Source organism: Microbacterium sp. LCT-H2 (assembly GCF_001866135.1).
Lineage (GTDB): Bacteria > Actinomycetota > Actinomycetes > Actinomycetales > Microbacteriaceae > Microbacterium.
Window position 1 is genome coordinate 245,288 of record NZ_MODW01000004.1, and the last position, 20,393, is coordinate 265,680.

General features: G+C 70.0%; 21 protein-coding genes and 1 riboswitch. Of the genes, 9 read left to right on the forward strand and 12 right to left on the reverse strand.

The annotated features are described in order from the left end of the window. Window positions 1-189: 189 nt before the first annotated feature. From BK819_RS11885 to BK819_RS11895, 3 genes are read left to right on the forward strand one after another with little or no spacing between them, the layout of a single operon-like run. Window positions 190-1,599: a ferric reductase-like transmembrane domain-containing protein gene (locus BK819_RS11885; RefSeq protein WP_071329326.1), complete on the forward strand. Its 1,410-nt coding sequence runs from the start codon at window positions 190-192 to the stop codon at window positions 1,597-1,599. 19 nt (window positions 1,600-1,618) lie between these two features. Beyond that, complete coding sequence (locus BK819_RS11890; RefSeq protein WP_071329327.1) at window positions 1,619-2,074, forward strand: FMN-binding protein; 456 nt, start codon at window positions 1,619-1,621, stop codon at window positions 2,072-2,074. After that, on the forward strand, window positions 2,071-2,868 hold the full coding sequence (locus tag BK819_RS11895) for an FAD:protein FMN transferase (protein ID WP_071329328.1): 798 nt from the start codon (window positions 2,071-2,073) through the stop codon (window positions 2,866-2,868). The genes BK819_RS11890 and BK819_RS11895 overlap by 4 nt, the downstream gene beginning before the upstream one ends. On the opposite strand, the gene BK819_RS11900 is transcribed toward BK819_RS11895, so the two are convergent. Continuing rightward, on the reverse strand, window positions 2,840-3,823 hold the full coding sequence (locus BK819_RS11900) for a sensor histidine kinase KdpD (RefSeq protein ID WP_071329329.1): 984 nt from the start codon (window positions 3,821-3,823) through the stop codon (window positions 2,840-2,842). The two genes, BK819_RS11895 and BK819_RS11900, sit on opposite strands and share 29 nt — an antisense overlap. Beyond that, window positions 3,820-4,467 (reverse strand): response regulator transcription factor, encoded by a 648-nt coding sequence (locus BK819_RS11905; protein ID WP_313391463.1) that lies wholly within the window; start codon window positions 4,465-4,467, stop codon window positions 3,820-3,822. Before BK819_RS11905 ends, BK819_RS11900 begins: the two co-directional genes overlap by 4 nt. A gap of 247 nt (window positions 4,468-4,714) precedes the next feature. Here BK819_RS11905 and BK819_RS11910 point away from each other — a divergent pair, with 247 nt between their 5' ends. Then, window positions 4,715-6,754 (forward strand): MMPL family transporter, encoded by a 2,040-nt coding sequence (locus BK819_RS11910; RefSeq protein WP_071329330.1) that lies wholly within the window; start codon window positions 4,715-4,717, stop codon window positions 6,752-6,754. On the opposite strand, the gene BK819_RS11915 is transcribed toward BK819_RS11910, so the two are convergent. The 5 genes from BK819_RS11915 to BK819_RS11930 form a co-directional block, all read right to left on the reverse strand. Then, window positions 6,741-7,571 carry a F510_1955 family glycosylhydrolase gene (locus BK819_RS11915; RefSeq protein WP_256209462.1) on the reverse strand — a complete coding sequence of 277 codons (831 nt, stop codon included), beginning with the start codon at window positions 7,569-7,571 and terminating at the stop codon, window positions 6,741-6,743. The two genes, BK819_RS11910 and BK819_RS11915, sit on opposite strands and share 14 nt — an antisense overlap. A 14-nt stretch (window positions 7,572-7,585) precedes the next feature. Next, entirely contained in the window at window positions 7,586-7,744 is a 159-nt protein-coding gene (locus BK819_RS16865) for a hypothetical protein (RefSeq protein ID WP_177173827.1), read from the reverse strand. 86 nt (window positions 7,745-7,830) lie between these two features. After that, a riboswitch (guanidine-III (ykkC-III) riboswitch) is annotated at window positions 7,831-7,894 on the reverse strand. A 19-nt stretch (window positions 7,895-7,913) separates the two neighbouring features. Beyond that, window positions 7,914-8,486: a dihydrofolate reductase family protein gene (locus BK819_RS11920; protein ID WP_071329332.1), complete on the reverse strand. Its 573-nt coding sequence runs from the start codon at window positions 8,484-8,486 to the stop codon at window positions 7,914-7,916. Then, a complete protein-coding gene (locus BK819_RS11925; RefSeq protein ID WP_071329333.1) occupies window positions 8,483-9,097 on the reverse strand; it encodes a DUF1684 domain-containing protein in 615 nt (204 codons plus the stop codon). The genes BK819_RS11920 and BK819_RS11925 overlap by 4 nt, the downstream gene beginning before the upstream one ends. Before the next feature lie 40 nt (window positions 9,098-9,137). Then, window positions 9,138-9,947: a sugar nucleotide-binding protein gene (locus BK819_RS11930; RefSeq protein ID WP_071329334.1), complete on the reverse strand. Its 810-nt coding sequence runs from the start codon at window positions 9,945-9,947 to the stop codon at window positions 9,138-9,140. A gap of 50 nt (window positions 9,948-9,997) precedes the next feature. Here BK819_RS11930 and BK819_RS11935 point away from each other — a divergent pair, with 50 nt between their 5' ends. Further along, entirely contained in the window at window positions 9,998-11,023 is a 1,026-nt protein-coding gene (locus BK819_RS11935; protein ID WP_177173836.1) for an FUSC family protein, read from the forward strand. A 54-nt stretch (window positions 11,024-11,077) separates the two neighbouring features. Here the strand turns inward: BK819_RS11935 and BK819_RS11940 are convergent, their stop codons facing one another. After that, complete coding sequence (locus BK819_RS11940) at window positions 11,078-11,731, reverse strand: MIP/aquaporin family protein (protein WP_071329336.1); 654 nt, start codon at window positions 11,729-11,731, stop codon at window positions 11,078-11,080. A gap of 171 nt (window positions 11,732-11,902) precedes the next feature. On the opposite strand from BK819_RS11940, the gene BK819_RS11945 reads away from it, so the two are divergent. Together BK819_RS11945 and BK819_RS11950 are read left to right on the forward strand one after the other, a co-directional pair. Continuing rightward, complete coding sequence (locus tag BK819_RS11945; protein ID WP_071329337.1) at window positions 11,903-13,261, forward strand: APC family permease; 1,359 nt, start codon at window positions 11,903-11,905, stop codon at window positions 13,259-13,261. Then, on the forward strand, window positions 13,245-13,454 hold the full coding sequence (locus BK819_RS11950) for a multidrug transporter (protein WP_071329338.1): 210 nt from the start codon (window positions 13,245-13,247) through the stop codon (window positions 13,452-13,454). The genes BK819_RS11945 and BK819_RS11950 overlap by 17 nt, the downstream gene beginning before the upstream one ends. Window positions 13,455-13,530: 76 nt before the next feature. On the opposite strand, the gene BK819_RS11955 is transcribed toward BK819_RS11950, so the two are convergent. From BK819_RS11955 to BK819_RS11965, 3 genes are all read right to left on the reverse strand, one after another. Next, on the reverse strand, window positions 13,531-15,345 hold the full coding sequence (locus BK819_RS11955) for an acyltransferase family protein (protein WP_177173837.1): 1,815 nt from the start codon (window positions 15,343-15,345) through the stop codon (window positions 13,531-13,533). A gap of 121 nt (window positions 15,346-15,466) precedes the next feature. Next, window positions 15,467-16,483 carry a magnesium/cobalt transporter CorA gene (corA, locus tag BK819_RS11960; protein WP_071329340.1) on the reverse strand — a complete coding sequence of 339 codons (1,017 nt, stop codon included), beginning with the start codon at window positions 16,481-16,483 and terminating at the stop codon, window positions 15,467-15,469. Window positions 16,484-16,511: 28 nt separating this feature from the next. After that, the gene (locus BK819_RS11965) at window positions 16,512-17,792 is read right to left on the reverse strand and encodes a serine hydrolase (RefSeq protein WP_071329341.1); all 1,281 of its coding nucleotides are present in this window, start codon (window positions 17,790-17,792) and stop codon (window positions 16,512-16,514) included. Window positions 17,793-17,877: 85 nt separating this feature from the next. Between BK819_RS11965 and BK819_RS11970 the strand changes: the two genes are divergently transcribed. Further along, window positions 17,878-18,192, forward strand: a complete 315-nt coding sequence (locus BK819_RS11970) for a DUF2470 domain-containing protein (RefSeq protein WP_218138562.1) — start codon at window positions 17,878-17,880, stop codon at window positions 18,190-18,192. 57 nt (window positions 18,193-18,249) lie between these two features. Then, window positions 18,250-18,897 carry a heme oxygenase (biliverdin-producing) gene (locus BK819_RS11975; protein WP_071329342.1) on the forward strand — a complete coding sequence of 216 codons (648 nt, stop codon included), beginning with the start codon at window positions 18,250-18,252 and terminating at the stop codon, window positions 18,895-18,897. 14 nt (window positions 18,898-18,911) lie between these two features. Here the strand turns inward: BK819_RS11975 and BK819_RS11980 are convergent, their stop codons facing one another. Beyond that, complete coding sequence (locus BK819_RS11980; RefSeq protein WP_071329343.1) at window positions 18,912-20,312, reverse strand: ATP-dependent RecD-like DNA helicase; 1,401 nt, start codon at window positions 20,310-20,312, stop codon at window positions 18,912-18,914. Window positions 20,313-20,393: the final 81 nt, after the last annotated feature.

The window sequence follows — 20,393 nt, forward strand, 5'->3', positions numbered from 1 at the left end:
CGAGCACGACCTGGCGGCACTGGGTGATCCGGTCGGCGCGTTGCTGCTCGGGCCATCGACATCCCGAACTCCCTGGCGATCGAGTCGGTCGTCTCGGAACGACCGGCATTGCCTGCGAATCACCTATGACAACGGTGTGCGCCTTGTTGTCTTAGAGCTCCCTCAGAGGACCGCGGGGACCATGTCGTCATGAGCACCCTCCACACAGCCCCCGTACTCACGCCGAGCGTGCATGTATCGAAGCCCCGGGTCGCCACCTCGTGGTGGCGAGTCGCCGCACTCGGCGTGATCTGGGCGACGAGCCTGTTCGTCGTCGCCCTGTGGGTAGCCGGGGGCGGGGTGACCGCTATCCTCGGTTTCTCTGCAGAGTCCGTGACCACTCTGGGAAGGCTCTCCGGGCTGGTGGCAGCGAACCTGCTGCTCTATCAGGTGTTGTTGATGGCGAAGGTCCCGCTGTTCGAGCGCGGGTTCGGTCGTGAGGGAATCACCCGGTTTCATCGACAGGTCGGCTTCTGGTCGTTCTGGTTGATGGGCGTGCACATCCTGCTGCTGGTCATCGGATATGCCGCGGCAGCAGGTCTGGGCGTGTGGGAGCAGCTGTGGAGTTTCGTCTGGGACTACCCGGGGATGCTGCTGGCCACCGCGGGAACCGGACTCCTCGTGATGGTCGTGGTCACCTCCATCCGCCGTGCCCGCCGCCGTCTGCGTTACGAGTCGTGGCATCTGCTACACCTGTACGCGTACCTGGGCGTCTTCCTCGCTCTGCCGCACCAGTTGTGGACGGGAGCGGACTTCCTCTCATCGACACCGGCCACGATCTACTGGTGGTCGCTGTGGGCTGTCGCAGCTGTAGCCGTCATCGTGTTCCGCGTCGTCGCACCGCTTGTCCGTTCCCATCGACACGCTCTCCGCGTCGACACCGTCGCACTCGACGGTGCAGCCGGTGTCACCGTGCGCGTGTCCGGTCGGGACCTCCGTGAGCTGAAGGCACGGGCCGGCCAGTTCTTCGTGTGGCGGTTCCTGGACGGGCCGGGATGGATGCGAGGGCACCCTTTCTCCCTCTCGGCTGCTCCGGGAGACACCTACGCACTCACAGCGCGCCTTGTCGGCGACGGCACGACGCGACTCGCGTCGTTGCGTCCGGGCACCCGAGTGTTGGTGGAGGGTCCGTTCGGGGAGATGACCGGAGATCGCCGCAGCGGCCGGAAGCTCCTCATGGTCGGTGCGGGAGCCGGAGTGGCCCCGCTCGTATCGCTTCTCGAGGCGGAGCGATACGAGTCAGGTGACGCGGCCCTGGTCGTCCGGGACACTGCGGACTCTGACGCCCTGCTGCGGGAGCCGATCTCGTCGCTGATCCGTGAGCGCGGGGTGCGTCACTTCCCGCTCACCGGCCCGCGCGCCGGCGGCAACTCCCCGTGGCTTCCGGCCACCCACACCGCCTGGAATGGCCCCGATCTGCTCCGCTACATCGCCCCTGACCCGGACGAGTACGACGTGTACCTGTGCGGCCCCGACGGGTGGATGCGCGCTCTGCGAGAAGACCTCCGCGGCGCCGGCTTTGCCGCCGACCGCATCCACTCCGAATCCTTCACCCCCTGAGCATCGAGGGAGCACCGCCATGAAGAAGATCATCTACGCACTCCTCGCGACCCTGAGCGGGATCATCCTCCTGTTCAGCTACCGCACCTCCCTCGACGCTGTTCCTCCCTCCGACGGAGCCAGCCCCGCTAGCGGCACCACCCCGAGCACCAGCGGGTCGGCATCGACCGCCGCGGGCGGGACCACGGCGGGGCTCACGGACGGGACGTTCACCGGTGACACCATGCAGACGCGCTACGGTCCCGTCCAGGTGCAGATCACCGTGTCGGGAGGGAAGATCACCGACGCGCAAGCGCTCCGGTATCCCGACAGCAACGGTCGAGACCAACAGATCAACGCGCATGCGATCCCGTTACTGGTCTCCGAGACCGTCCAGGGCCAGAGCGCACACATCCAGATGGTGTCCGGCGCCACCTACACCAGCGACGGATACACGAGCTCGCTGCAGAGCGCTATCGATCAGGCACAACAATGACCGCTCCAGACATCCACGTGCACGTCGAGCACATCATGGGCACCGCCATCAGCATCCACATCGTCGACCCGCGTGACGACGCCGCCGCACGGGATGCGGTGCAGACGTGCGTCGCCGAGCTTTGCGACGTCGACCGCGTGTTCTCGCCCTACCGGGCCGACTCCGATATCAGTCGCATCCGGGCCGGCGCCCTCCGCATCCAGGATGCTGACCCGCGCGTGGCAGCGGTCGCTGCCGCGTGCGCCGACTACGAACACGCCACCGGCGGGCTCTTCTCCGCGTCGTGGAGGGGCGGGTTCGACCCCACCGGGTACGTCAAGGGCTGGGCGGTGGAGCACGCGAGCAGGCGTCACCTCGCCCCTCTTCTCGCATCGGCTCGGGCCGTCGGCATCAACGCCGGAGGGGACCTGCAACTGTTCACCGCACAGGGCTCGGACTGGGTCTGGGACGTGGGAATCGCAGACCCCCGCCGCCCCGGGAGCGTCCTCGCGACGATGCAGGTGACGAATGGTGCTGTGGCCACGTCCGGTCCGGCCGAACGCGGCAGCCACATCATCGATCCGCGCACCGGTCACCGCGCGCACGGCGTCGCCTCTGTCACCGTCGTCGCCGACAGTCTCGCGCACGCAGACGTCTGGGCGACAGCCGCCGTCGCCGCAGGCCCCTCCGACACCACCTGGATCGCCGCCTCCCACACCAAGACCGGGCTGCTCGTCACGGATGGCGGAGCGATAGCGCGGTGGATCGGCTCGACACCTGTCGAGGTCACCTCGGCGTCGTCGTGGGCAGCGTGAGGAGGAACACTGTCCCTCCCGGGGACGTCGATTCGACCACAACGCTTCCTCCGGCGCGCTGTGCGATATCCCGCACCAGCGAGAGCCCGATCCCGAATCCGCGCCCACGGCCGCTGTCGGGAGTGCGAGCGAACCTCTCGAACACCTCAGCGGGGTCGATACCGGAGATCCCCGCCCCATGATCCGCCACACGGATCTCTACCCCGCTGGCCAACCGCCGCGCTGAGAGCTCGATCGAGCCGCCGGCCGGTGAGTGCGCGACCGCGTTATCCAGGAGTGCGACCAGGGCCCGCACGAGAGTCACCGGCGGCACGGGCACGATGGCGTCCACGACGTCGACGTCGATCCTCACGCCCGCGTCGTCCGCCAGGGAGCGGATCGCGGCGGTGGCGTCGCGGGCGGCATCACCGAGGACTGCAGATTCCCCGGCGAACTCCTGTCCTTCTGCGACGAGGAGCATGTCGGAGAGGACGTCGCGCATGCGATCCGCGTCTCCTCGCAGCTCCCGCGCCGTCGCGGTCACGTCCTCGCCGCGGTCCAGACGGCGCTGCAGGATCTGGATCCGGCTCGTGAGCGCGGTCAGTGGCGTGCGGAGCTCATGGCTCGCGTCCGCGACGAACTGTCGTTGCCGGCGCAGAGCGTCGCTCAGCGGGAGTGCTGCTCGCCGCGCGGCGATACTCGCGACCACGGCGAGCAACAGCACCCCCACCAGGCCGAGCAGGACCACGGCGGGCACGAGAACACTGATGTCGACGACGAAGTCGTCGCCGGCCGCACCCGGGAACCATCCGCCCTCGTGCCTCTCACCCTCACGGCGCGACGACGACAGCACCACCGCGAGAAGAATCAGCACACCTCCGAGGACGATCACCCCGGACGAGACGCCCACCCAGACCGCGACGACCCGAGCGGCCCGCCGCACCTCCTCCGCATCCGGGTCTCTCTGCGCACTCATGACGGGTTCCCCGCCCGATACCCGCGCGCTCTGACCGTCTCGATCATCTCGGGAGTCGTCTTCTTCCGCACATAGTGCACATACGTGTCCACGGAACTCGCGGAATCACCGGCAGGGAACACTGCCCGGAGGATCTCTTCTCGACTGAACACATGGTCCGGACTCCCGCTGAGCACCTCCAGCAACGTGCTCTCCGTAGCCGTGAGCGCGATCCGGTACCCCGACGGGTCGAAGACCGCCTGTGCTGTCGGGACGAAACTCCACTCACCCAGCTCGCGCCGCGCCCCACCCGATTGGAAGGCGCGCTGCAGTGCGCGCAAGCGTGCCAGCAGCTCCTCGTAGTCGAACGGCTTGACCAGGTAGTCGTTCGCCCCACCGTCGAGCCCCGTGACCTTGTCATCCACCGCGCCCAGAGCCGTCAGCATGAGCACCGGGGTCGTGATCTGCGCCGTGCGCACCGCGCGAACAAGATCGACACCATCCATCCCCGGCAGCCGCCTGTCCACCACCATCAGGTCATACCGGTTACCCAGCGCCAAACGCAGAGCGACCCCGCCATCGGACGCATGATCGACCCGATATGCCTCCGACAACACCTCGACCGTCATCGCCGCGATATCCGGATCGTCCTCGACATACAGCACAGACGCGAGCTTCGAGGATCCCACCATGAGGTGATACTGCCACGCGCCACCCGCCTCACGCCATGACTCCCGACCTCTCTGATCCTCGCTGCGATGCGACCGCTTCGGCATGCCCAACGCCGCCCGACCGGGATCCATCGAAAGAGGGAGACTTCCCTCCATCGTCTTGACGATGTCGCCGCACGACGCTCCTGGTGGAGTGGCAGGTATGGCAGATTCTCGCGCTCTTCGGCGCTTTCCCGAGTGGATGACCTCCCGTGGCGGCGCTTGGATCACGCTCGGCGCGGTCCTCCTGATCATGATGACTCTCTTCGGCCTGTTCGGGTCGGCGAAGGCACCCGCCGGCAACGAGCAGGCCCCCGCAGAGTCGGAATCGGCGCGCACGAGCGCGCTGTTGGCGGAGTTCCCGAACGCGGATCGGCAGTCCGTGATCGTGGTCGCGTCGCGCGACGACGGCGCGACGCTCTCGGCACCCGACGTCGCCGCGCTCGAAGGCCTCCTCCCGGTGCTCGGCTCGCACGCGGACGCGGATCCGACCGGGCCTCTCGTGAGCGAGGACGAGAAGGCCGCGGTTCTCGTGACACCGATCGCGGTCGGCCAGACGAGCACCGACACCGCCGCTGTGGTCGCGGCGCTCCGCGCCGACATCGACGAGCACGCACCGGACGGGATTACCCTGCTCGTGACCGGCGGACCGGCGTTCGGCGCCGATATCGCCGCCTCCTTCGAAGGCGCCGACTTCACTCTGCTCCTCGTGACCGTCCTGATCGTCGCGGTGCTCCTCATCGTCACGTACCGATCGCCGGTGCTGTGGCTGCTGCCGCTCGCCGCCGTCGGCCTGGCAGACGGGCTCGCCGGACGACTGACCGCGGCTGCCGGTTCCGCGTGGGACCTGCAGTTCGATGCCGGGATCATCAGCGTCCTCGTCTTCGGCGCCGGGACCAATTACGCCCTGCTCCTGATCTCGCGGTATCGGGAGGAGCTCACCACCACGACGGACCACCGCCGCGCGCTCAGCACGGCCTGGCGCCGGACCGCTCCGGCAATCCTCGCCTCGAACCTCACGGTCGTCCTCGCCCTCCTGACACTCGCCCTGGCGGTGATCCCCGGCACGCACGGACTCGGCGTCTCGTCCGCCATCGGGCTGCTGGTCGCCCTGGCGTCCGTCCTCTTCCTGCTGCCTCCCCTGCTGGCGGTGTGCGGACGGAAGGTGTTCTGGCCGTTCGTTCCTCGTCCCGGAGCTGCCGCACGGCGCGGCGGAGTGTGGCGGACGATCGCGACGCGCGTCGTGAGCCGGCCGGTCGTGAGCCTCCTCGGGGGCGCAGCCCTGCTGGCCGTGATGACGGTCGGCCTCGTCGGGACGACCGTCGGGCTCGACCAGGTCGACAAGTTCCGGGTCCCGTCCGAGTCCGCGACGGGTCTCGAGGTGCTCTCGAACCACTTCCCGGCAGGAGAGGCGCAGCCGATCCTCATCGTCACGGACAGCGGGGAAGCCGAAGCCGTCCTCACCGCGGCGCGCGACGTGGAGGGCATCGTCCGCGCCACTCCGGTCGGGACGACGGACGACGAGAAGCTCACGAAGATCCTGGTGACCAGCGAATATGCGCCCAGCACCGACGACAGCCTGGCTCAGATCACGGAACTCCGGGCCGCCGTGCACGATGTGCCGGGGGCGGGGGCGGTCGTCGGCGGCGCGGTGGCGACGGATCTCGACGCCCGTGCCGGGAACCTCGCGGACCTCGGCGTCGTGGTGCCCCTGGTCCTGGCGGTGAGCTTCCTGGTGCTGGCGTTCCTGCTGCGGTCGCTGGTCGCGCCGCTGCTGCTGCTCGCCGTCAACGTGGCGAGTGCCGTGGCCGCCATCGGCGCCGGGGCCTGGCTCAGTCGCGTGCTGTTCGGGCAGCATGCACTCGATCTCCCCGTCCCGCTGCTGGCCTTCTTGTTCCTGGTCGCCCTCGGCATCGACTACACGATCTTCCTCGTCCATCGCGCCCGGAGCGAAGCGGCGCTGCGGGGCACGAGGGACGGCATGGTGGAAGCGGTTGCTCACACCGGCGGCGTCATCACGAGCGCCGGGATCGTGCTCGCCGCCGTGTTCGCGGCACTCGGCGTCCTGCCGCTGGTCACCCTCGGGCAGCTCGGGCTGATCGTCGGGGTCGGCGTGATCGTCGACACGCTGGTGGTCAGGACCGTGATCGTCCCTGCGCTGTTCGCTCTCGTCGGCGACCGCATCTGGTGGCCGGGGCGACCGGCCTCCCGGCGGGCCGCCCCCGACCTCACTCGCGGATGAGCGACACGAGCACGGTCTCCCCGTCCGGCGCGATGTCCACCACGCCGCGCTCGTCGACGATCACGATCCGCTCCGCGCCGACCGCGCTCAACGCCTGCACAGGGCCCTCGGCGACCCCCACCGTCGCCCAGGCCCCGTCGGCGTCCGTCGCCCACAGAGCACCCTCCACATCGACGCCGACGAGACGACCGTCCGCCCGTGCGTCGACAGAGTACAGCACCGGCGCCCCGGCGAGTGCTTCGAAACCCGCTCGCCCGTCGCTGCTGTGCAGGAGCCCCGACTCGGTCGCCGCGTGGATCCCGGCATCCGTCACCGCGAGGTCGACCGCCTCCAGCTGCGGCCCCTTGCTCCAGGTGACGCCCTCATCGACGCTCGTCAGCAGCTCCGGACCGCTCGACCCGATGCCGTAGAGGGTGCCGTCCGGACCGGCCGTCAGGACGTGGAAGTCCTCGACCCCGGTGAAGGCGACCGGAGCCCAGGTCTGGCCCCCGTCGTCGCTGCGGATGATGCCGAGATTCCCCTCACCGAGGTCGGGCGATGTGGACGGCCCGGGGTGTCCGGAGGCGAAGAGCGTCCGCGCTGCGACCGTTAACCCCATCGCGTCGAAGTCATGGCCGCCGACGGGTCCCGCAAGGGCACCGTCCGCGTCCACGGTGAAGACGCCGTTGTGCGTGGCGATGAGCAGCGCGTCACCCGTGGGCGCCTCGGCCACGGCGTGGACGTGCTCGATCACCGGTGGTCCGGACTCCGGCGCCTCCGACGCCGCGCATCCGGTCAGGAGCACGAGCATCCCCCCGAGGGCGCCGGCCGTCGACACGCGCGCTCCTCGCTTCATCGCTGTCCCCGATAGAGGCCGCGGAGCACGATCACGGCGACGAAGGAGATCGCGACCCCGGCGGCCACGGTCAGGCTGGTGAAGACGACTTCCATGGCATGGATCGTGGCCTCATCGACGAGCGGCTCGGGGCCGCGTCCCAGACGGATGTTCATGTGCTGTCCTTCTCTGCTCGCGCGGAGGGCGCACAAGAAGGACCTCGACCGCACGGTTCCCGCGCTGAGACACCCGACGACCCTTCTTGGTCAGTCTTGTCGCTCAGCGGGTACTGCGCCCTCGTCCGCAGGCCCGGTCGCGGGCTTGCGCATACCGTACCAGGGCACCCTATGCAGGGAGCACGTCGGCAGGCCGATACCGCTGTGCGACGGCGCCGGAGCGGAACTCCCGCCGCTCCACGAGCTCGAGCCGAAGACGCTCGTGCAGGCCGTCGAGCAATCGGGGACCATGCCCCGCGACGACTGGATGGACCACGAACAGGTACTCGTCGATCAGCCCGAGGTCCGCGAGTGCCGCGGGCAGCGCCACACCGCCGACCGACAGGCCCTCCCCCGGCTGATCCTTCAGCCCCCGCACGGCCTCGGCGAGGTCGCCGCGCACGAGGTCCGCGTTCCAGTCGACGGCATCGAGCGTCGCCGACACCACGTGCTTCGGCAGGCGATCGATGGTCTCGGCGAAGGGCGTCTCCCACTCCTCCATCCAGTCCGGCCAGACCCCGGATTCCGGACGCCGCCACGCGGCCCGCATCATGTCGTACGTCACCCGACCGTAGAGAAGGGCGTCGGCGCGTTGCAGCTCCGCGGTCCAGAAGCGCATCGACTCCTCGTCGGGCGGGAGTCCGGCTTCGTGATGGCAGCAGCCGTCGAGCGTCACGTTGATCGCGTACCGCAGCGCTCTCATCGGAGCTCTCCGACCGGGATCGGCACCGTCAGCACGTTGCCGGGTGGCGCCAGCGGGCACGCCCACGCCGGGTCGTAGGCGCAGGATGGGTTGTACGCGAAGTTGAAGTCGAGCACGAGCGTGCCGCGGCGCGGGTCGGCCCCGAGGTCAGCGCCCTTGATCGTGTCGATGAGGTACCGCCCGCCGCCGTACGTCCCCCCGCTCTGCCCGGCGGAGGCATCGCGCACCGGCACGAACAGGCCGCCACCGTAGGAGGCGAGCCGCCACACGTCGAGAGACCCGACGTCAGGGATCTCCACGACGCCGACGCGCTCGAACGGCACGATGCCGTCCGTCCCCGTCGCGAACTCGAACGTGGCCGGATCGGTGTCGAGGATCGGGAGCTCGAACCGCCAGGCGGCGTCGTACGAGGCGATCGGCAGCCCCTCGAACTGCGCCCTGTCCTGCGGGAGGAGGGGCGTCGCCGGGTGCCGCAGCAGCAGCTCGTCGCGCTCGATCCGCCACAGCTCGTGCGCCTCCTCCGGGGAGTCGGCCCGTCGCACCGCTTCGTACAGGGCGAACACCCGTCGCCGCCAGTCGACGACCTCGACGGCCGTCTGCGCATTCGTCATGCGCCCACGGTACGCCGGACGACGGACGCTCGGAACGGTCTCAGTCCCTCGCGATCATCTCCGCATAGCCGTCCTCGTAGGTCGGGTAGTCGAGCCTGCCGAGGACCGCCTCCACCAGCGAGCCGTCGTAGACGAAGCCGCTCGCCGCACCGCCGTCGTCCGGGGGCACGGGCACGCCGAGGCGGTCGGCGAGGAAGGTCACGACGTCTCCCAGCGGAGCAGGCGCCTGGTCGACGGCGTGCACGAGCGCCGGGGGCTCCGGCATCCGCAGCAGCAGGTCGAGAATGCGTACGAGATCGGTCTCGTGGATGCGGTTCGTGCGCCGGCGGTGCGTGACGGGAGCCCCCTGCCTGACCTTCCGGAGGAGGAACTCGCGCCCGGGGCCGTAGATGCCCGCGGGACGCACGACCAGCGCATCGAAGAGCTCGACGGCCGCCTTCTCGCCGTCCCGCAGACCGCGGCCCCGGTCGGTGGTGGGCACCGGCTCGATGCGCTCGGTCACAGGCTCGGCACTCCCGGTGCCGTCGAACACCCCGGTGGACGAGACGAACACCGTCCGCGCCGGCCGGGTCGGCAGCGCTGCCGCGAGGTTCGCGAGCGCCGTGCGATACGACGACACGTCCGGCCCGGGCGGCAGCGTCATCACGACGGCGTCGACCTCGGGCAGCGGCGCCGTGAGCGGAGCGGTCAGGTCGGCCGAGATCGCTTCGACACCGTCCGGCACGGGTCCTTCACGGCGGCGGAGGGCCAGGACCTCACCGCCGTCCGCGAGGAGCAGCGGAGCGAGCCGGGTGCCGAGCTTCCCGAAGCCGACCAGGAGGGTGCGGCGCGGCGGAGGCGGAGTGGTCATCCCTCCCACCCTCGCACATCGTCGCCGGGCGACGGACGTAGGCTTGATCGGTGACGGAATCGCAGGGACGGGTGTGGACGGGAGTTCTCCGCGTCGGCCCGCACCGCGGGGATCACCGGGTCGCCCTGCGCGCCGCGGTCAGTGTCGCCGTCCCGCTCCTCGTGCTGTGGGCCGTCGGCCTGCTCGACCTCAGCATCTATGCGAGCTTCGGTGCCTTCGCCGCTCTCTACGGTCGGCACGACGTCTTCCGCGACCGGATCCGCATGCAGGCCAGCGCCGGCGGGGTGCTGCTCGGCGCCATGCTGATCGGCACGGCCCTGTCGGTCCTCGCTGCACCCGCCGTGCTGAGCATCGTCGTCGTCGCACTCGTCGCCGCGGCCGTGACGCTGCTGGCCTACGTCCTGCAGTGGCACCCGCCCGGTCCGCTGTTCACGGTCTTCGCGACCGGGGCGTGCGCGACCATCCCCGCCACCGGCGCCTCCTTCGGCGCGGTCCTGCTCGTCGGCGGGGCGAGCGTGCTCTTCGGCCTCGCGCTCACCGCCCTCGTCGCCCTCGTCACCCGCACCACGGCGGAGGCGGCACCGAAGGCACGCCCGTCCGTCGGGCCCGTCGCCGCCGAGATGGCCGGCTCGGTCGCCGCCGCGATCGTCGGAGCGGGCGTGGTCGGCCTGCTCCTCGGCGGCACCCACTGGTACTGGGCAGCGGTCGGCGCGGTGGCGGCGGTCAGCGGCGCGCAGCTCAACGCCCGCGTGATCCGCGGCATCCAGCGTCTCGTCGGCACGCTGCTCGGCGTGCTGGTCGCCGCCGGGATCCTCGCCCTCGACATGCCGCCGCTCGCCGTGATCGCCGTCGTCGTGGTCCTGCAGGGAACGGCCGAACTGTTCATCGGCCGCAACTACGGCATCGCGATGGTGTTCGTCACCCCGCTCGCCCTCCTGATGGTGCACCTGGCCGCGCCGACTCCGGTCGCCGACCTGCTGACCGACCGCGTTCTGGAGACGATCATCGGCGTGGTCGTCGGAACGGTGGTGGCCGTCACGTCCGCGGCGCTGCGCCGACGGAGCCGACGCCGCTGACGAGACGACGAAGCGCCGCACCCGGGAGGGATGCGGCGCTCCGAGGCGAGGCTTCTACTCGGCGTCCGCGGCGATCTTCCGCGCATCGTCGGCGTTGAGCACGCGGAACAGCAGGGCGGCGATGATGGCACCGACCGCGGGAGCCACGATGTACAGCCAGAGCGAGCCCCACGCGAAGTGCCCGCTGACCGAGAGGCCGAGGGCCACCGCCGGGTTGAATCCGCCACCCGAGATGGAGCCGACCGTCGCCGCCCCGACGAAGACGGTCGCACCGATCGCGAGCCCGTAGAACGAGTTGCCCGCCGTGTCCTTCGAGGTGGCGGAGTTCAGCACGACCCAGACGAGGATCAGCGTGAACAGCGCCTCGACGAGGAATGCCGGACCGACCTCGATGACCATCGCCTTCTCGCCGGCCGGCCAGACGGCGAGGGCCACGACAGCCGCGAGCGCCCCGCCGGCGAACTGCGCGACGAGGTAGGAGACGAAGTCGGCGACGCTGAGCCCGCCGCGCAGGAACACGCCCAGCGAGACCGCCGGGTTGAGGTGGGCGCCCGAGATGTGACCCGTGGAGTACACGAGCACCATCAGTGTGAAGCCGATCGCGAGCGGAGTGAGCGGGCTTCCGCTGTTCACCGCGGCGATGATCGCGAGGACGAAGAGGAACGTGGCGACCGCTTCCGCGAGCGCCTTGCGAGGTGTACCGATCATGATGGTGTCCTTCTGTGGGATCGCAGGCGGCCCCCCGTCTCCCCGGAACGGCCCGGGCGACGACCCGCCTTGCGGCACCGAGGATAGCGCGCGGTCGGCTCTCGCTGGCTCATTGGCGGCGGCACTGTCAAGCCCGTCGCCCGCCGGAGCGCCGGACCGTACCGTGCAAGGATGACCGTCCAGACCGAGCCGCGCGCCGAGACACCCACCCGGTTGCGCCGCGCCATCACCGGCCCCCTGCTGTTCGCGTTCATCCTCGGCGACGTCCTCGGCGCGGGGATCTACGCGTTGATGGGCGTGCTGTCGGAAGACGTGGGCGGCCTGCTCTGGGCGCCGCTGGTCCTCGCCCTCCTCCTCGCCATGCTCACCGCAGGGTCGTATGCCGAGCTCGTCACCAAGTACCCGCGCGCGGGCGGGGCCGCGGTGTTCGCCGAGCGGGCGTTCCGCAGCCCGCTGGTGTCCTTCCTCGTCGGCTTCAGCATGCTCGCGGCCGGGGTGACGAGCGCGGCCGGGCTGGCCATCGCCTTCGCCGGCGACTACCTCAGCACCTTCATCGACCTGCCGACCATCCCGGTCGCGATCGTCTTCCTCGCGATCGTCGGCCTGCTCAACGCCCGCGGCATCCGCGAGTCGATGGGCGCGAACCTCGTGATGACGGCGATCGAGCTCAGCGGCCTCGTGATCGTGATCGTCGTCGTGGCGGTGTTCGTCGGCGGCGGGGGCGGCGACCTGTCCCGGGCGACGCAGGTGCCCGAGGGGGCGAATGTCGCGTTGGCGGTCCTCTCCGGCGCGGTGATCGCGTACTATTCGTTCGTCGGCTTCGAGACCTCGGCCAACATGATCGAAGAGGTCAAGGACCCGCGGCGGACCTACCCGCGCGCGTTGTTCGGGGCGCTCCTCACCGCCGGTGTCGTGTACGTGCTCGTCGGCATCGCCAGCGCCGTCGCCCTGCCGGCCTCCGAGTTGCAGGAGTCCAGCGGTCCGCTGCTCGCGGTCGTCGAGGCCACCGGGGTCAGCGTCCCGTCGTGGTTGTTCAGCCTCATCGCGCTCATCGCCGTCGCCAACGGAGCCCTGCTGACGATGATCATGGTCAGCCGCCTCACCTACGGCATGGCGGAGCAGAACCTCCTGCCGTCCGCGCTCGGGCGCGTCCTGCCGAGGCGGAAGACCCCGTGGGTGGCGATCCTCACCACGACGCTCGTGGCGATGGGCCTCACACTGGTCGGAGACCTCGCGACGCTCGCCGAGACCGTCGTGCTGCTGCTGCTGGTCGTCTTCCTCAGCGTCAACATCTCGGTGCTGGTCCTGCGCCGCGACACGGTCGCGCACGACCACTTCCGCGTATGGACGTTCGTCCCGGTGCTCGGCATCGCGTCGTGCATCCTGCTGCTCACCCAGCAGCGCCCGCAGGTGTGGCTGTTCGGCGCCATCCTCCTCGCCGTCGGCGGTGTGCTCTACGCTGTCGCCCGGTGGACCCGCAACCGCTCGAAGACCGCCGACACGAAGGAGAGCCATGAGCACGCCCGATGACACCGCCGACGAGACGTTCGAGCAGAACCGTCACGATCAGTTGACCTCGGCCCCCGACGCCACGGAGGCCGACGCCGCGCCTCGCGTGGACGTCTCGGAGCACGACGGCAACACCCGCATCGACATCCGAGACGACGCCGAGGTGCGTCCCGGCCCTGGTCCCGGCATGCCCGAGGCCGACGGGGAGGACTGACCCCGCACGCACGAGCGCCGGCTCGCTTCAGGGTCATGTCGCGTTCGCGGTGGACCCGTGCAACCCGCAGAGTCGCTCAGCGCGCGCCCGGCCCTGCGACACGCGCCGCGGCGATCGCGCGACGGACGACGTCCGCATAGATCTGCCCGCCCTCCGGCTGGGGATGGATCCCGTCGCGAGCGAGTGCGCCCGGGCGGCTGGTGATCGCAGCATCCCAATCCGCGACCACCGTCCGCGGGGACCTCGCCGCGAAGGCAGCGAGCGCCGCATTCGCGGCGGCGATCCATCCGCGGTCGGCGTGGCCGGTCACCAGCACGAGAACACGGTCGGGGCCGATCCTCGCCCGAGCCTTCTCGAGGACTCCGATCGGGATCTCGCCGTTCGTCGCCAGACCGATCACCACATACCGCCGGAGGGTGCCGGCATCGGCCTGGCGTCCCAGGATATCCGGAGCCGCCCATATGCTCCGCGACACGGCAGCATCGATGGCGATCCCCGGGAATCCCCGCTGCAGAGCCGGCGCGGCCGCGAGCATGACGGAGTCCCCGATGGCGGTGATGTCCGTCCCCCGCACCGCGGGCGTCCGCGGTGCGGGGGACGATGACGACGGGGGCTTGGGAGGCGCCGGCGTGTCTGTCGCCGGCGCGCTGCTCTCGGCGGCGGAGGGCAGCGCCTCCACCGCTTGCCTTCCGCGTGCCACGAGCTGCTCCGCCTCCGACGCATCGCCTCGCACCACCGCGATCCCGAGAGCGGCGATCACGAGGACCCCCGCCAGCGCACCGGCGGCGACCCGCGTCGCCCTTCGGGGCCGATCCGCGCGAGGTCCTGACCGCGGCGCGCGCCGGAAGGGGCTCTCGATGAAGACGTACGAGGCGGCCGCCGCGGCGACGCTCAGCGCGACCGTTGCGAGCACGAGCAGCGGGGTGGCGCCGACGAGTGGGGTGGCGCCGAGGATCAAGAGCAGGGGCCAGTGCCAGAGGTAGAGCGCGTAGGAGCGTTCGCCCACCCAGCGGAGGGGCCGCATGTCGAGGCAGCGCCCGAGCGCCGGCACCGTCGCTGCCGACCACACGAGACCGGCGGCGGCGACGCTCGACAGCAGCAGACCTCCCCGTGTCGGGAGTCCCCCCGCGGACGACAGCGTGAGGGCGATCACGATGAGGGTCCCCAGGGCGGCGCTCCCGATGAGGGTGCGGAAGACGCGAGAGCGACGGGACGGCACGGCGAGGTCATCCGGCCCCAGGGCGAGCGCGAGCGCCGCGCCGATCAGCAGCCCGAAGGCGTGCGTGTCCGTGCCGAAGTAGGCCCGGGTCGGAGAGCCGAACGGGTCTCCGCTCAGCGCCCCCATCGCAACGGCGGAGACGGCTGCCAGCCCCAGAGCGACGACCGAGAGGGAGCGTCGGCGGATCCGGAAGCAGACAAGAGCGAGCACGACCAGCAGCGGGCTCAGGACATAGAACTGCTCCTCGACCGCGAGGGACCAGAGGTTCATGAAGATGTCGGGCTGCTCGTCGGCGAAATAATCCCCGTCGGCGGCGATCGACACCCAGTTGAAGCTGAAGGTGAGCGCGCCGATGAGCTGGCGCCGGATACCGGTCAACAGGTCCGAATCGACCGCGAACGCCAGCGGCACGATGACGGCGATCATCGCCGCGAGGGCAGGGAGGATGCGTCGGGCGCGCCGTACCCAGAAGGCCCCCAACCTGATCCGGCCCGTGGCGGCCAGCTCCCTCAGCAGCAGGCGGGTGACGATGAACCCGCTCACGACGAAGAACACATCGACCCCGATCAACCCGCCGGGGACCGCCGCCGGCACCAGGTGGAATCCCAGAACCGCGACGACGGCGAGCGCCCGGAGGCCGGTGAGGCCACGCACGTGGGAGCGTTCGGGCACGCGAGCACGGGACAGGGGTTCCGAAGGGAGCATCACCAGTCCTCAGGAGATCAGCCGGAACGGATACGTCTAACATGTTAGAGGGTATCCGAACGAATCGATCTCCGCGATGCCGGCGACGCTACAGCCAGCCTTTGCGCTTGAAGGCCGCGTACAGTCCGACCCCCATCGCCACCATGAGCAGCACCGCCATCGGGTACCCGAACACCCAGTGCAGCTCGGGCATATGGTCGAAGTTCATGCCGTAGACCGTGCCGACGAGCGTCGGAGCGAAGAGGATGGCCGCCCACCCGGAGATCTTCTTCACCTCGTCGTTCTGGCGGATGCTCAGTTCCGTCATCCGGCGCATCTCGTCGTTCTGCCGACGCGCGACGATGGTCGACTCGACCGTGAGGGCGTTGTCGAGCACCGAACGGAAGGTCGTCGCCTTGTCGCTCACACGCAGCGTGTGGTCGAGGACATCCCGCAGGTACCGCTGCAGCTCCTCGCTCACGCGGTACTTCTCCGACCCGCGCAGCAACGCCTCCAGCATGCCGGCCAGTGGCTGGGTCGCCCGCTGGAAGTCGATCACCTCGCGACCGAGATCATAGATCCGCTGCGTGGCATCCGCGTCTTCCTCGAAGAGCTGACCCTCGATCTCGTCGATGTCGTTCTCGAGGCCGGCCAGGACCGGCGAGTACTCGTCGACCACCTCGTCGAGGATCGCGTAGAGCACCGCCTCGGGGCCATGAGCGAGCAGAGCGGGATCGGCCTCGAGCCGGCGCCGCACCCGACCGAGGTCCGGCGACTCCGCATGACGGATCGTCACGACGAAATCCGGCCCGACCAGCACGTGCACCTCGCCGAACTCGACCTCCTCGCGCTCGTCGAGGTAGCGCGCGGGCCGGAGGACCATGAACAGCACATCGCCGTACCGCTCCAGCTTGGCGCGCTGATGCCCGGAGAGCGCGTCCTCCACGACGAGCTCGTGGATGCCGAACTCGTCGGCGACGGCCCTGACCTCCTCCGCGCTCGGCCGGTAGAGGCCGATCCACCCCATGCCCCGCCGTTCCCGGATCCGCTCGAACGTGTCGTTCAGGCTGCCGGGATCCTCGGCGCGCACACCGTCGACGTAGACGGCGTTGTCCACGATCGCCATACGGCCCTCCTGCTCGTCCGGGCTCCGCTCAGCCGGCCGGGGGGACGCACACGAGCGCGGCGTCCGTGGTGGCCTTGTGGTACTGCTCGGCCGTGTAGGGCAGACCGAACTCGGGAGCCGTCTCGCCGGATGCCGCGGGAGCCTTGGAGGCGATCGCGGCCAGCTCCCAGGAGAGCTGCTGAGCGAAGCGTGCCCCGGCGGTGGAATCGTTCAGCACGACGGCCACGGTGAAGCCGGTCGTCGGGTCCGAGTACGCCGCCGTCGCATAGCCGGGAGTCCAGCCGTGCTGACCGATCATGGAGCCGACGATGTAGGCGCCACCCGTCGCCTGGTACCACGACGGCGCCTTGTCGTAGGCGGGCAGCGGCGCCCCGAAGCGGTCCGGCTCGTCCTTGGTGCGCAGCACCTGCTTGGCCTCGGCCTGCATGTACCGGCCGAGATCGGTGATCGTCGACACCGCTCCCGAGTCGGTGAACCCGGTGCTGGAGGACATCGTCGTGATGTCGATGGGCGCTGCGCAGTTGAAACCGCCCTCGACCGCTCCCATGTAGTGCCCGCTGAGCGACGACCCCTCCGACGGCGGCGCCGCGGCGGGCGACGGCAGCGAGGTGTCGGCGAGCGCCAGCGGCTCGGTGACGTACTCGGCGATCAGTTCGCGCGCACTCATCCCCGAGGCGCGCTCCAGCGCGAGGCCGAGGAGGAGGTAGCCGGCGTCGGAGTCGCGGAACGTGGTCTGCGGAGCGATGCGGGCGCGGCCGAGACCGTAACCCGCGAGTTCGAGGGGCGCCCAGACCCGCTCCGGGGTGTTCAGCCACGCGCTCTTGACCGTCGCCTCGGAGGAGCCGGCGCCGCTGGTGCCGTTGCACAGGTCGACGAGGGTGACGTCGGACATGTCGGCGACACCGGAGACGTACTCCGGCACCGTCGCGTCGAGCTCGACGGTGCCCTCGTCCGCGAGCGCGTAGAGGACGTCGCAGGTCATCAGTCGCGTGATGTCCGCGATGCGGAAGGACATGTCGGTCGAGAGCTCGCCGCCCTCCGCCTTGTCCTGCGTGCCCGTAGCGGCGACCCAGGTGCCGCTCCACGGCACCCAGACCCCGACGATCGCCCCGCTGGCCCCGGAGGCCGCGAGCGCGTTGTCGACCGCGCCCTGCAGCGCCGCGACCGTGTCGTCGGGAAGCGTGGCGTCGACCTGCGCGGGCGGCGTATAGCTGAAGGAGCCCTCGGAGGAGCATCCGGTGAGGACGAGACCGAGAACGGCCGCCGTGGCCGCTGCGGCGCGCCACCGGCGCGACGAGAGAAGCTGCATGTGTGGGAACCCCCGAAGACGTGTCTCCTGAGTCTAGAACGCGGATGCTGAAAGTCGGCCCCGCGCGTCGTCGTAGGGTGTCCCTGTGCCCCATGAGTTCGATGCCGACGTGATCACCGCCGTCCTCCGCCACATGAACGGCGACCACACCGACGACAACCTCCTCATCGCGCGCGCCTTCGCCGAACCGTCCGCGGAGGCGATCGATGCGTCCGTGATGACCGGCTTCGACGGCGAGGTCGGCGTCTGGGAGATCTCCCGTGGCGGCACGACGTCAGAGCTCCGTGTCCCCTGGCCCGGCGGCCCGATCACCGAGCGCCGCGAAGTGCGCCGAGAGGTTGTGGCGCTGTACGACGCGGCCTGCGAGCGCCTGGGCGTCGAACCACGGCCGCACGACTGAGTCGCCCTGCGGAGCTCGGACTTCCATCGAAGGTTAGGCTGCCCTTACACTGAAGCCATGCCCGAGATCCTGTCCTTCTCCGCCGCCCTCCGCGAGCGCTCCTCCGGTTCGCATTCCCGCAGCGAGACGGCGGGCTTCATGTCCGATCTCCTCAAGGGCGAGGGGTCGCGCGAGGACTACGTCGCGCTGGTCGCGCAGCACTACTTCATCTACGACGCGCTCGAAGGTGCCGGCGAGCGGATGCGCCAGGACCCGGTGGCTTCCGTGTTCCTCAGCGACAAGCTCACGCGCCTCCCTGCGCTCGAGGCCGATCTCGCCTTCCTCCTCGGACCCGAGTGGCGCACGCGGATCGCCCCGCTGCCCACCACACAGCGCTATGTCGACCGCATCCGTCAGGTCGGCGCGACCTGGGCGGGCGGCTTCGTGGCGCACCACTACACCCGCTACCTCGGCGACCTCTCCGGCGGCATCTTCATCGGGCGGGTGATGGCGCGTCGCTTCGGCTTCGAGACGAACGGCATCGGCTTCTACCTCTTCGACGACATCGCCGACCCCTCCGCCTTCAAGGACGTGTATCGCGAGCAGCTCGACGCCGCTCCGTGGGACGAGGCCGAGCGCGAGCGCGTCATCGACGAGGTGCTCCTCGCCTACCGCTTCAACACCGAGCTCTTCGAAGACCTCGACCGCGCCCGCGCCGCCGCCTGAGCCGGCGGTCGCGATCAGGTCCGCGGCAGCTCGGGCGTCGAGGCGGCGAGCCACGCTTCGCGCATGAACCGCCGCACGTCCTCGTCCACGCGGATGTCGCTCGGCCGCAGCGGTCGGGAGAGGTAGAGGCCGTCCAGCGACGTGAGGCGGCTCAACGCGACGTAGGTCTGCCCCGGCGCGAACGCCCCGGAGCCCAGGTCGATCACGGCGCGGTCGTAGGTCTTGCCCTGCGACTTGTGGATCGTCACGGCCCACGCGAGCCGCAGCGGGAACTGCGTGAACTCAGCCACGACGTCGCGGGAGAGCTTCTTCGTGCTCGGGTCGTAGGCGTACCGGAACCGCTCCCAGACGGCCGGCTCGACGTCGACCTCCTCGCCGTCGATCTCCACGCGGACGGTCCCGCCGAGGATGCGGGTCACCGTGCCGATGGTGCCGTTGACCCACCGCGGCGGCTCTCCGGTCATCGCGGTGTCGTTGCGCAGGAACATCACCTGCGCACCCACCTTCAGCTTCAGCTCGGACTCGGCCGGAAGGGACGCCTCTCCGCGGCCGAAGTCGCCGTTGACCTCCGCCCGCGCCGTCTGCTCCTTTCCCGGAAGCGCGGCGAGATGCCGGCTGTTGATGCTGTTGACGATGTCGTTGCGCGTGGCGAGGGTGATCATCGGCACCTCGCCCGGCTCGGGATCCGGAGGGGTGCGCGCGCCCTGAGCGTTGAGGATCCCGGCGATCTCCGCCGTGACCCGTCCATAGCGGACGGCGTTGAGCATGGACTTGAAGCCGTCGTCGGACTGGCGGTGGATCTGCACGAGTTCCCGCACGTGCAGCTCGGCCCGGGTATCGACCTCGAACAGCGCCCCCTGGGTCCCTGAGTCTGTCGAAGGGCTTGCCGAAGGGCCTGCCCACACCTTCGCGTCGAAGAACCAGAATGACCGGTAGTGGTCCTTGACGTACCGTGCCTCATCCCCGCGCGGAGGGACCGGAGCGAGCTGGTACGGGTCGCCGAACATGACGATCTGCACGCCGCCGAACGGCTCGCCCCGCCGCCCGCGCGCCTGGCGCAGCGACCGGTCGATGGCGTCCATGAGGTCGGCGTTGACCATGGAGATCTCGTCGATGACGAGGGTCTCGATGGCGTTGAGGATGCGTCGCGTCCCGTCGTTCTGGTCGATATCGCCGTCACCGATGAGCCCGATCGGCAGCCGGAAGAGGGAGTGGATCGTCTGCCCCTCGACGTTCAGCGCCGCCACGCCGGTCGGAGCGCAGATCGCGATCTGCTTCTTCGTGTTCCAGGCGAAATGCTGCAGCAGCGTGGATTTGCCGGTGCCCGCGCGTCCGGTGATGAAGACGTGCTCCGCGGTGTCCTCGATGAGCCGGAACAGCTCCTGCTGCTCCTCGGACAGGGCGGGAAGGGACACGGTTCTCACAGGGCTGGTGGGGCGGACACGGGACGCTCCCCCATGCTACGTGCCCCGTCGGGCACGGGTCCGCCGACGCTC

What these genes read in the sequence shown, in the direction of transcription:
- corA (WP_071329340.1), bottom strand. Translation starts at nt 16,483, where the DNA reads ATGGCGATCGTGGACAACGCCGTCTACGTCGACGGTGTGCGCGCCGAG.
- BK819_RS11920 (WP_071329332.1), bottom strand. Translation starts at nt 8,486, where the DNA reads ATGAGAGCGCTGCGGTACGCGATCAACGTGACGCTCGACGGCTGCTGC.
- BK819_RS11950 (WP_071329338.1), top strand. Translation starts at nt 13,245, where the DNA reads ATGAGCACGCCCGATGACACCGCCGACGAGACGTTCGAGCAGAACCGT.
- BK819_RS11940 (WP_071329336.1), bottom strand. Translation starts at nt 11,731, where the DNA reads ATGATCGGTACACCTCGCAAGGCGCTCGCGGAAGCGGTCGCCACGTTC.
- BK819_RS11945 (WP_071329337.1), top strand. Translation starts at nt 11,903, where the DNA reads ATGACCGTCCAGACCGAGCCGCGCGCCGAGACACCCACCCGGTTGCGC.
- BK819_RS11975 (WP_071329342.1), top strand. Translation starts at nt 18,250, where the DNA reads ATGCCCGAGATCCTGTCCTTCTCCGCCGCCCTCCGCGAGCGCTCCTCC.
- BK819_RS11885 (WP_071329326.1), top strand. Translation starts at nt 190, where the DNA reads ATGAGCACCCTCCACACAGCCCCCGTACTCACGCCGAGCGTGCATGTA.
- BK819_RS11910 (WP_071329330.1), top strand. Translation starts at nt 4,715, where the DNA reads ATGACCTCCCGTGGCGGCGCTTGGATCACGCTCGGCGCGGTCCTCCTG.
- BK819_RS11900 (WP_071329329.1), bottom strand. Translation starts at nt 3,823, where the DNA reads ATGAGTGCGCAGAGAGACCCGGATGCGGAGGAGGTGCGGCGGGCCGCT.
- BK819_RS11930 (WP_071329334.1), bottom strand. Translation starts at nt 9,947, where the DNA reads ATGACCACTCCGCCTCCGCCGCGCCGCACCCTCCTGGTCGGCTTCGGG.
- BK819_RS11925 (WP_071329333.1), bottom strand. Translation starts at nt 9,097, where the DNA reads ATGACGAATGCGCAGACGGCCGTCGAGGTCGTCGACTGGCGGCGACGG.
- BK819_RS11890 (WP_071329327.1), top strand. Translation starts at nt 1,619, where the DNA reads ATGAAGAAGATCATCTACGCACTCCTCGCGACCCTGAGCGGGATCATC.
- BK819_RS11895 (WP_071329328.1), top strand. Translation starts at nt 2,071, where the DNA reads ATGACCGCTCCAGACATCCACGTGCACGTCGAGCACATCATGGGCACC.
- BK819_RS16865 (WP_177173827.1), bottom strand. Translation starts at nt 7,744, where the DNA reads ATGAACATCCGTCTGGGACGCGGCCCCGAGCCGCTCGTCGATGAGGCC.
- BK819_RS11965 (WP_071329341.1), bottom strand. Translation starts at nt 17,792, where the DNA reads ATGCAGCTTCTCTCGTCGCGCCGGTGGCGCGCCGCAGCGGCCACGGCG.